This is a genomic window from Streptococcus sp. NLN76 (assembly GCF_015686645.1).
Lineage (GTDB): Bacteria > Bacillota > Bacilli > Lactobacillales > Streptococcaceae > Streptococcus.
In genome coordinates this window covers 1-8,902 of record NZ_JADPMS010000057.1, presented here as the reverse complement: position 1 = coordinate 8,902, position 8,902 = coordinate 1, and the positions used below count along the sequence as shown (strand labels likewise).

At 46.7% G+C, this 8,902-nt stretch carries 9 protein-coding genes and 1 pseudogene; 4 read left to right on the top strand and 6 right to left on the bottom strand.

Going from position 1 to position 8,902, the window contains the following annotated elements; all coding sequences use genetic code 11:
- Window positions 1–224: 224 nt before the first annotated feature.
- Window positions 225–344, top strand: a pseudogene (locus I1A59_RS08555) (ATP-binding protein); the annotation flags it as partial.
- 47 nt (window positions 345–391) lie between these two features.
- On the opposite strand, the gene I1A59_RS08550 reads toward I1A59_RS08555, so the two are convergent.
- Window positions 392–889 (bottom strand): DUF536 domain-containing protein, encoded by a 498-nt coding sequence (locus tag I1A59_RS08550; RefSeq protein ID WP_196092357.1) that lies wholly within the window; start codon window positions 887–889, stop codon window positions 392–394.
- A 113-nt stretch (window positions 890–1,002) separates the two neighbouring features.
- Between I1A59_RS08550 and I1A59_RS08545 the strand changes: the two genes are divergently transcribed.
- Window positions 1,003–2,184: an NAD(P)/FAD-dependent oxidoreductase gene (locus tag I1A59_RS08545; RefSeq protein WP_196092356.1), complete on the top strand. Its 1,182-nt coding sequence runs from the start codon at window positions 1,003–1,005 to the stop codon at window positions 2,182–2,184.
- A gap of 121 nt (window positions 2,185–2,305) precedes the next feature.
- Here the strand turns inward: I1A59_RS08545 and tsaD are convergent, their stop codons facing one another.
- From tsaD to tsaB, 3 genes are read right to left on the bottom strand one after another with little or no spacing between them, the layout of a single operon-like run.
- Window positions 2,306–3,313: a tRNA (adenosine(37)-N6)-threonylcarbamoyltransferase complex transferase subunit TsaD gene (tsaD, locus tag I1A59_RS08540; RefSeq protein WP_196092355.1), complete on the bottom strand. Its 1,008-nt coding sequence runs from the start codon at window positions 3,311–3,313 to the stop codon at window positions 2,306–2,308.
- A complete protein-coding gene (gene rimI / locus I1A59_RS08535) occupies window positions 3,285–3,710 on the bottom strand; it encodes a ribosomal protein S18-alanine N-acetyltransferase (protein ID WP_348769638.1) in 426 nt (141 codons plus the stop codon). The genes tsaD and rimI overlap by 29 nt, the downstream gene beginning before the upstream one ends.
- A gap of 5 nt (window positions 3,711–3,715) precedes the next feature.
- Window positions 3,716–4,402 carry a tRNA (adenosine(37)-N6)-threonylcarbamoyltransferase complex dimerization subunit type 1 TsaB gene (tsaB, locus tag I1A59_RS08530; protein WP_196092353.1) on the bottom strand — a complete coding sequence of 229 codons (687 nt, stop codon included), beginning with the start codon at window positions 4,400–4,402 and terminating at the stop codon, window positions 3,716–3,718.
- 164 nt (window positions 4,403–4,566) lie between these two features.
- Between tsaB and I1A59_RS08525 the strand changes: the two genes are divergently transcribed.
- Together I1A59_RS08525 and I1A59_RS08520 are read left to right on the top strand one after the other, a co-directional pair.
- The gene (locus tag I1A59_RS08525; protein ID WP_196092352.1) at window positions 4,567–4,803 is read left to right on the top strand and encodes a DNA-directed RNA polymerase subunit epsilon; all 237 of its coding nucleotides are present in this window, start codon (window positions 4,567–4,569) and stop codon (window positions 4,801–4,803) included.
- On the top strand, window positions 4,800–6,482 hold the full coding sequence (locus I1A59_RS08520) for a ribonuclease J (RefSeq protein ID WP_196092351.1): 1,683 nt from the start codon (window positions 4,800–4,802) through the stop codon (window positions 6,480–6,482). Before I1A59_RS08525 ends, I1A59_RS08520 begins: the two co-directional genes overlap by 4 nt.
- A gap of 40 nt (window positions 6,483–6,522) precedes the next feature.
- On the opposite strand, the gene I1A59_RS08515 is transcribed toward I1A59_RS08520, so the two are convergent.
- Together I1A59_RS08515 and I1A59_RS08510 are read right to left on the bottom strand one after the other, a co-directional pair.
- Window positions 6,523–7,554 carry a S66 peptidase family protein gene (locus I1A59_RS08515; RefSeq protein ID WP_196092350.1) on the bottom strand — a complete coding sequence of 344 codons (1,032 nt, stop codon included), beginning with the start codon at window positions 7,552–7,554 and terminating at the stop codon, window positions 6,523–6,525.
- Window positions 7,555–7,605: 51 nt separating this feature from the next.
- Window positions 7,606–8,595 (bottom strand): DUF389 domain-containing protein, encoded by a 990-nt coding sequence (locus I1A59_RS08510; RefSeq protein ID WP_196092349.1) that lies wholly within the window; start codon window positions 8,593–8,595, stop codon window positions 7,606–7,608.
- Between the last annotated feature and the right edge of the window lie 307 nt (window positions 8,596–8,902).

Sequence of the window (8,902 nt, the reverse complement as noted above, 5' to 3'; positions counted from 1 at the left end):
CAAATTTTGTTTGAGTGTGTTAAGAAATCTTGATGTTGGTAAAGATATGAGTATGAGACGAAAGAAGTTCCATTTGAGTATGGTATTCGATAAATTTTTAAGAGTACTAATTTAAAAAAGATTCTAGTAGGGAATAAATCTACTAGAATCTTTCGTGCGTTTGTCGTGAAGTTCACCGAAGAGGCTTGACAAAGTCAGATTTAAAATGCAATGAGTATAAAAGTGGTCATGGGCTCGGCCTCTACAAAGCCAAAGAGCTTGCCCAACAATTAGGGGGAGACCTTTTTGTCGAAAGCCTGGTAGGTCACGGATCTTGCACTACCCTTCGGCTTCCACAAATTTAACCAACTGAAAAGCAGTCCGACTCGTGTCCGACTGCTTTTCAGTTTGACTAATTTCCAAATAGGCGAGACCAGAAGCCTTTTCTAGTCTGCTGCTCTTCGACTTGTTTCTTAGCCGCATCTAATTCCAACTTCAAGGTATCTTTGTCATTCATGGCCTGAAGGGTTAGTTGCTGTTGCTGGTCCAACTGCTTGTCCTTCTCTGCAATTTGCGAATCCTTGGTCCTGAGTTGCTCGTCCTTGGACTTCAATTGCTCATGAAGCCGTTCAATTTCTCTTTCTTGGCGCGTGATCTCTTCGTTCTTCTCATCCACCAATATTTGTAGAATTTCTCTTTGTTTAGCATCTTCGCTGATTGGCTCATCTTCGAAAATGGATTTTTTATAGATACCTTCTAGCTTAATCAAGCCACTCCGTGTAACAACCGTCACGCCTTTTTCATTCTTAGACAGATCCTCAGGTGGGAGGGTTTTGACACGGGTATTAACGGCTTGGCGGCTGATTCCTAAAATTTCAGCAAGTTCGCTGACGGTTTTCTCAATTGCCATAAGACCCTCAATGTAACTTTTACTTTTTCTTTTTTGGTATCTAAATCTTATCACATCCCACTTGGACTGTCAAATATTCCGAAGTTTCTAAAAACCTATGATACAATAGCTGTATGAAGCATTTTGAAACGATTGTATTGGGTGGCGGGCCTGCAGGCATGATGGCCACCATCGCAAGTGCCTATTATGGCCAAGAGACCCTCCTCATCGACAAGAACCGTCGCCTAGGCAAGAAGCTAGCCGGAACTGGCGGTGGCCGCTGCAATGTGACCAACAACGGGACTTTAGACGATCTCATTGCCAACATACCTGGCAATGGCCGTTTTTTATACAGCGTCTTTTCCCAATTTGACAACCACGACATTATTCGTTTTTTTGAAGAAGAAGGAGTGGAGCTTAAGGTCGAAGATCATGGGCGGGTCTTTCCAAAAAGCGATAAGTCGCGTACCATCATTGAAGCCTTGGAGAATAAAATCAGGTCACTGGGGGCGTCCATTCTGACCCAAACGGAAATTGTGTCGGTTAAGAAAAAGGACGAAGTCTTCCATCTCCGCTCCGCCGATCAAGAGTGGACCTGCCAACGTCTCATTGTCACAACCGGTGGAAAATCCTATCCTTCAACAGGTTCGACCGGTTTTGGCCATGACGTAGCACGCCATTTCAAGCATCACATTACGGACCTGGAAGCTGCGGAAAGCCCTGTTCTAACAGACTTTCCGCATAAGGAATTACAAGGAATTTCCCTTGACGAAGTCATCCTCAAACTTGGCAAACGCGAAATTCGTCACGACCTCCTCTTTACCCACTTTGGCCTATCAGGACCAGCAGCTCTCCGGATGTCTTCCTTCATCAAAGGAGGGGAGACCATTGAAGTGGACTTGCTCCCTGACCGGCCCAAGGAAGAACTTGTGAACCTCTTGGAGCAGAACCGTGACAAACAAGCCAAGAACTTCTTCAAAACCCTCCTACCAGAACGCCTGGCACTCTTCCTCCTTGGGAATCTAGCTGAGTTTCCTATCAAACAGGTCCCAACCAAAGATTGGGAGCACGTTCTCAACAAGATCAAGGGCCTTCAGATTCCCGTGACCGGGAAAATGTCCTTAGCCAAATCCTTTGTGACCAAAGGAGGAGTTGACCTCAAAGAAATCAATCCCAAAACCTTGGAAAGCAAACTTGTTCCCGGCCTCCACTTTGCTGGGGAAGTCATGGATATCAACGCCCACACAGGCGGCTTCAATATCACCAGTGCCCTCGCCTCCGGCTGGGTTGCAGGCTCCTCTATTTCCTATGACTAAAAAAGGAATAAAAGGTTAAAAGACTCCGTTCAACTTCTCATACAGAGTTGAACGGAGTCTTTTTGCAATGTTCTTTAAGAGACTAGGACAGACACCCATGAGGGCGTTCCGACCTCTGTAATTAATCCATAGTTGGAAAGGCCAAACTTGGTTTGGCATTGAGGTCCATCCCCGCTAGATGCTTTTTGTTCCACTCACTGACACTGGCGTAGGCAATCATGCCAGCATTGTCCCCACAGAGACGTAGGGGGGGGATAACTACTGGAATATCCGTGATTTCTTCTGCAAGACGCTGACGGAGTCCTTGGTTGGCAGCCACGCCTCCTGCTACCACTAGCATTTCGACCGGGTACCGCTCCAAGGCTTTCTTGGTTTTCCCAAGTAGGATATCGAGGACAGCTGTTTGGAATGAGGTCGCTAGGTCTGCCTGATTGAGTTCTTCTCCTTTTTGCTGCGTATTGTGATGAAGATTAATAAAGGCAGATTTTAATCCAGAGAAAGAAAACTCAAGGTTATCCTCTTGCAACATGGCTCTGGGGAAATCGTAGACATCTCGGCCTTGATGAGCCAATTCATCTATTTCCCGACCCGCCGGATAGGTAAGCCCCATTACACGACCAACCTTGTCATAAGCTTCTCCCACCGCATCATCTCGAGTTTCCCCAACAATCCGGTAGTCCCCTGGCTCCTTGACATAAACCAACTCGGTATGACCGCCACTAACCAAGAGCGCCATCAATGGAAACTTCAATTCCGCTTGATCTTGAGCCGCCATCAAATGCCCCGCCATGTGATTGACCGGAATCAAAGGCAACTGATGAGACCAAGCAAAAGCCTTGGCTGCCGACAAACCGACCAAGAGAGCTCCCACTAAACCAGGACCATAGGTTACCGCAACAGCATCCACATCATCTGCCTCAACCTCAGCTTCTTTCAAGGCCTCCTCAATACAAGCCGTGATAACCTCAACATGATGGCGACTGGCTACCTCTGGCACCACACCACCAAAACGCTTGTGACTCTCAATCTGACTGGCAATCACATTCGAAGCCAAGCGCCCCTCCTTCAAGACCGCCACACTGGTCTCATCACAAGAAGTCTCAAAAGCCAGAATGATTTTCTCGTCCATACAACTCTCCCTTCATCAAAATCGCATCCTCCACAGGATTCCGATAATAGTTCGGCCGCCGCCCAACCTCCACAAATCCAAGTGATTCGTAAAGCCCACGCGCCGCCTGATTTGATTCTCTTACTTCTAAAAAATAAGGCTGTTCCCCGGGGAGCGACAAGAGTAGAGCACGGGCCAGCCCCTGCCCCCTAAAAGTAGGCAGTACCCCTACCTGCAAAATCTCCCGCTCCCCAGCCAAATCTTGCACAACACAAAGAGCCGCCAACTCCGCTCCCTTATAGAGGGTCCAAAAATGGGTGTCGTTCCGCTCCAGGTCTCGGGCAATCATCTCCTCCGTCCAAGGAGAACCAGCTGAATACACCTGATTCAGAAAGTCAAAGACCTCTTGACTTGTCACCACCCTCATACGCGTTTAATGTAAGACGCATCCGAAGCCTCTGAGCCCTGCTTCTTCAACCACTGTTCCTCAGCCTCAACCCGCTTGAGATAGTTGGGGACCAAGGCATGCGGCTCCACAAGCTTCACATCCGGCATCCGAGCCAGAAGGACTGCATCTGGCAATGTCGGCAAAATACGCGCCTCAGGCAGCGCCGCACGGATGGCTGTCTCAAAGGCTGCCACTTCTCCCACAAACGTCACCTGTTCTTGCTCCGCAACCAACCTAAGGATTTCCTCCATAGCATAGTAGCCCTCCTCCTGAAAAGCCACACCATCCTGGTAAAAACCAGCATAGGCATGCTGACGGCGAGCATCCATCAAGGCCACCACAGTCCCACTCACATAGTCGGGAACCAAAGCCCGTAGACTCGATACAGCCACCAACTCTGCCCCTAGCGTCTGAGCCAGAACCTTGGCCGTGGTCACGGCAATTCGAACCCCGGTATAAGAACCCGGTCCATAGGCCACCACAATCCGATCCAAATCAGCTGGTAGCCAGTCACAAGATTGAAAAAGATAGTCGATGGTGGGCATCAAGGTGATACTATGATTTTTCTTAAGGGCCAGGGTCACTTGCCCGACCATTTTGTCCTCCTCTAGCAGGGCCACTGATAAGGCCTGATTAGAGGTATCCAGGGATAAAACTTTCATCTGATTCTATTGTCCTTACTTGATAATCCCTTTTATTTTATGATATAATCAGCATTATTGCAACGAAACAAAATTTAGCGATTCAGAGAGGAAGGAGCCGGATCTTCTGAAGTTCCCCTCCTTCCTTTTCTTATGAAAAGGCGCAATAACTAGAAAGGAAACCTATGATTTTTAAAGTTTACTATCAAGAAGTCAAAGACCGCAGCCCACGTCGTGAGTCAACTCGTTCACTCTATCTCGATATCGATGCTAAAACTGAATTGGAAGGTCGCATTCAAGCCCGAGAATTGGTTGAAAACAATACCGACTACAACATCGAGTTGATTGAGGCTCTCTCTGAAAACCACTTAGCTTATGAGAAAGAGAATGCTAACTTCGAATTAACGGAGTTCCCATCATGAGCTACCAACTAAAAAAAGAGGAGGTTGGGGTTTTTGCCATTGGTGGTCTCGGTGAAATCGGGAAAAACACCTATGGGATTGAGTACCAAGATGAAATCCTCATCGTCGATGCCGGGATTAAGTTTCCAGAAGACGATCTTTTAGGGATTGATTACGTCATCCCTGACTATTCTTATATCGTCGACAACATTGACCGTGTCAAAGGGGTGCTCATCACCCATGGTCACGAAGACCACATCGGTGGTATCCCCTTCCTTCTCAAGCAAGCCAACATCCCTATTTATGCCGGTCCCTTGGCCTTGGCTCTGATCCGCGGAAAGTTAGAAGAACATGGACTCTTGCGAGATGCCAAACTCTTTGAAATTAACCACAACAGTGAGTTGCAATTCAAACATCTCAAAGCCACCTTCTTCCGTACTACTCACTCCATTCCAGAACCTCTAGGAATTGTGATTCATAGCCCTCAAGGGAAGATTGTCTGTACCGGAGACTTTAAATTTGACTTTACCCCTGTAGGGGAACCAGCGGACTTACATCGCATGGCCGCAATCGGAGAATCTGGCGTTTTGTGCCTCCTTTCTGATTCTACCAATGCGGAAATTCCAACCTTTACCAATTCTGAAAAAGTGGTTGGTCAATCCATTATGAAGATTATCGAGGACATTGACGGACGGATTATCTTCGCCTCCTTCGCCTCCAATATTTTCCGTCTCCAACAGGCTGCGGAAGCTGCGGTCAAGACCGGACGTAAAATTGTCGTCTTTGGTCGATCTATGGAGAAGGCTATCGCCAACGGAATTGAACTCGGTTATATCAAGGTGCCGAAAGGAACCTTCATTGAACCGAATGAAATCAAGGAATACCCTGCGGAAGAAATTTTGATTATGTGTACGGGTAGCCAGGGAGAATCCATGGCCGCTCTTTCCCGAATCGCAAACGGTACCCATCGTCAAGTCCAACTGCAACCAGGTGATACGGTCATCTTCTCTTCCAGCCCCATTCCTGGAAACACTACAAGTGTCAATAAGCTGATTAATAAAATCATCGAAGCCGGTGTTGAAGTTGTTCATGGAAAAATCAATAACATCCACACCTCCGGACACGGTGGTCAGCAGGAGCAAAAGCTCATGCTTCGCTTAATTAAGCCAAAATACTTTATGCCCGTACACGGTGAGTACCGCATGCAAAAAATCCATGCCCAACTCGCTGTTGACACAGGCGTAGAGAAAGACAATGTCTTTATTATGAAAAACGGGGACGTCTTAGCCCTCACAGCAGATTCCGCCCGCATCGCTGGCCATTTCAATGCCCAAGATATTTACGTGGACGGAAACCGCATCGGAGAAATCGGAGCTGCCGTGCTTCGGGATCGGAAAGACTTGTCCGAGGACGGTGTCGTCTTGGCTGTCGCAACCGTTGACTTCAAGAGTAAGATGATTCTGGCAGGTCCAGATATCCTTAGCCGTGGTTTCATCTATATGCGTGAATCTGGTGACCTCATTCGCCAAAGTCAACGTATCCTCTTCAACGCAATTCGCATTGCTTTGAAAAATAAAGAAGCCAGCATTCAGTCCGTTAACGGAGCGATTGTCAACGCCCTACGGCCTTTCCTTTATGAAAATACTGAACGTGAACCCATTATCATTCCAATGGTTTTAACACCGGATGAAGAAAAATAGAAAATAAAGAGGTAGGATTGGATATGTCCCACCTCTTTTTCTAATCTTGAAAGCGAATGACCTGGTCCCCAGCATCCACTTGCGCTTCTACTCCAAATGGAATGATGCAGCGTGGAGTCGCATGGCCGACGTTTATATTTGCCAGAATTGGGAAGTCTGGATTGTCAATGACCTCCCGTAAAATGTGATGATAGTCGTCCATGTAGGCCTGGTCCTGTGGTTTTCCAAACAGTAGTCCAGTAACAACATTAAAAAGACCATACTCCTTCAATTTACGGAGCATCTTCTCAAAATCTTCTGGATTTGGTTTTTCCTCGCTGGTTTCCAGGAGGAGAATTTTTCCCGTCCAATCCTCCAAAGAAGGAAAGAGGTGGTATTCTTGGCAAAGCTCTGCCTGACCCGGGAAGCGACCTCCCACTAGTATTTCATACAGAGACTCTAGACAGCCTCCAAGGATGGAACCCGTAAAGGTGCTGGGTCCTTGCAAATGGAGAAAACCTTGATTCGGATGAGAAGGCATAGATGTACCTAGACCAGCGGGGCTGAAGTCCTCCCTTTCTTGATACCAAAGCGGACTTGGGTGAATCTCCTCAATTTTTCCTTTTTCCAAAAGTTCCTCAACATAAGAACGCGTATAGGGAAGCATATCCGGAGCTAGTTCACAAATATCTGGAAGAAAGGCTTGACCATAGAAGGTCGGTAAGCCTAGCTTATGCAGCATGAGATGGTTAGCGGTTGTGTCTGAAAATCCCAAGAAAATCTTCTGAGAAAGAACCTTCATAAGCTGATCATCGGCAAAAAGATGGGGTAAGAGCCGGTAGGTGTCCATACCTCCGATGGCACAAAGAATCATATCCAGGGAAGGATCGGAAAAGGCATCCAACATATCCTGAGCACGCGCTTCTGGATGCTGATCTAAATAATCCAAGCCTTTAGGAGCATTGGGAAGGAAGACGACCTCCTGTCCTAATTCTTCTAGACGCCGTAGGCCAAGTTCTAGTTCATGGGCAACAAAGTCTTCCCCAAGTATTCCACTGGAGAGGTTGACAATTCCAATTTTCTTTACATTCATAAATACATCCTACATGTTTCATCATTACGATTGGGTACAATTCCATCTCTTCTAATCGGTAGCCGTATTGTTCTCCGCCATTTGTTGGTCAATCAAATCAGCAATCCGCTTGTTCAAACCTTCTTCATCGTTGGTGGTGGGAGATCCAACTTGTTGCACAACTAAGCGGACTTGCTGCAATCCATAAGCATTCTGCTTCTGTTCCAGCTTTCGGATATCTGCCTCGGTCAAAGCAGGACCGGTTACCACAACCTCTAACTCTTGCTTTTCCATATCCAAACTTTGGTTGAGGACGATTTGCTGGGAAAACTCACGAGTTACAAAAGTCTGGGCCGCCTCCGTGAGGACTCGTTTGTCGGACTCTTTTTTCGCCGGAAGGACTAGCCATAAAATCAAAACGGCCAACAGGGCATAAACCCCAAACACCTGAGGGCTTTTTGGAATACTGTCCTTCATAAATCGAGCGACCAAATAATGCCCCAGCATAATGAAGAAAATGTTAATCGCAAAAAGATAGAGACTTCCGCTCACAAAGGTCAGCTGACCAGTCGCAATCCCATATCCGGTAGTACAAAGTGGTGGAACCAGGGACGTTGCCAGGGCCACACCAGCCGCTATGTGATTTCTTTCTTTTCTCCGAACTCCAACAGCCCCGACCAGTCCACCGACCAAGGAAATCAGGATATTCCAAAGGTTCGGGGAGGCCTGACCAGTTAATTCTGATCCAGCTGCCTTGAGAGGCGTTAACCAAAAATAAATGGTGGCCAGGCATATAGCGGCAAGTACTTGCAAGACCAGTATCCTCAAGGCCCGTCGAAAAAGGGACAGATTCAGCCAGGACAGGCCGACCCCCATACCAATGATCGCAGGCATTAAAGGGGAGAGGAGTTTGGCCCCTAAAATCATCGGTATGGAATTCAGATTGAGGCCAATACAGCCCACCAAAACAGACCCAAACAAGAGCAGCCAGTGTTGTTTTTCAAACAATAGTTCAGCATCTACTCGATTGAGGTATTCTTCCTTTGACCATCTATTCTGCATGATATTCACTCCTACTCTGGCTCCTATTTAGAGGACCAGCTCTTTCGTTTTAAGCAAATTATAGTCTTTTATTTGAAAATAACACAGTAAAAAAGCGCAAAAAAACACTATCTGTGTTATACTTAAGGTGAACATATTTAAAAATGTCTTAAGGATGTTGCCGCATCCCTAATGCTTTGACTGCTTCATAAGTTTGATGTGTTTTCAAAAGTTTGTAGACAATTCTTAGTATCTTATGAGCACAAGCGATAACAGCCTTCATCTTACTTCCTCTTTGGGAAACTCTATTGTATAAAGATGAGAAAGC